The sequence below is a fragment of the Carnobacterium sp. genome, from assembly GCF_032094055.1.
Classification (GTDB): Bacteria; Bacillota; Bacilli; order Lactobacillales; family Carnobacteriaceae; genus Carnobacterium_A.
Genome location: NZ_DAMDAK010000032.1, coordinates 24,984 through 25,974, shown reverse-complemented (window position 1 = coordinate 25,974; position 991 = coordinate 24,984). Strand labels below are relative to the sequence as shown.

The window sequence follows — 991 nt, the reverse complement described above, 5'->3', positions numbered from 1 at the left end:
GTATCCTGGAGCAGTGATTAAATCAGAGATTCCTTGTACCCCTTGACGTAATACATTGTCTGCTTCATGAAAAGCTTCCAACATTGGTGTCTTTTTATCAACAATTTCCAATAAGCGGTTATTAGAGATAATAACCAGTGTATCAACGTGCTCTTTCATTTGAGCAACACCTTCAGCTGCAAAACGACCACGTTTTGGACCTTCAAAAGTAAACGGACGCGTAATAACTCCTACTGTTAAAGCACCCTGCTCTTTTGCGATACGAGCCACAATAGCTGCTGCACCAGTACCAGTTCCTCCGCCCATACCAGCCGTTACAAAAATCATATCGGCACCACGCAAAGCTTCAGCAATTTGTTCTTCGCTTTCTTCTGCAGCTTTACGTCCAATTTCTGGATTTGCACCTGCGCCTAAACCACGTGTCAATTTTGGTCCTAATTGGATTTTCACTTCTGCATTTGATCCTGCAAGTGCTTGAATATCTGTATTGGCTACGATAAACTCTACACCTTTAACACCTTCATCAATCATACGGTTAACGGCATTGTTTCCCGCTCCGCCCACACCGATCACTTTAATTATTGCCCCATTAGCTGGATTTGTATCGAACTCTAATTCCATTCTATTTCCTCCTACTTGCACTTTTTAGTGGTATTAATCGAAAAAGTTAGAAAAGAAGCTTTTGGCTTTGTATGAGAATGTATCTTCTTTTCTTTTGATTTTTTTCTTTGGTTCATCCGCTGCTTCAACTTGGTTTTTATTATAATCTAAATCTGGCAAATGCGAATCATGAACCGAACCAGCTTCAATCTGCTGGTTTTTAGTAACAGAATGTCCTTTTACAATTTGGTTGATTTCATCTAAATGTGCTTCATAATGAACTAAACCAATACCTGTTGTAAAAGTTGGGTAACGCATCCCCATTTGATCAGGAATATAAAGTTTAACATTTATTTCAAAGATATCTTCTGCTAAATCAACGACTCCTGGT

At 39.1% G+C, this 991-nt stretch carries 1 protein-coding gene and 1 pseudogene; both read right to left on the bottom strand.

Features of this window, described 5'->3' with window-relative positions:
• The coding region (gene ftsZ / locus RT405_RS06695) for a cell division protein FtsZ (protein ID WP_313468602.1) at window positions 1-621 on the bottom strand (621 nt) is incomplete at its 3' end.
• Window positions 622-654: 33 nt separating this feature from the next.
• A pseudogene (locus tag RT405_RS06690) lies at window positions 655-991 on the bottom strand (cell division protein FtsA); the annotation flags it as partial.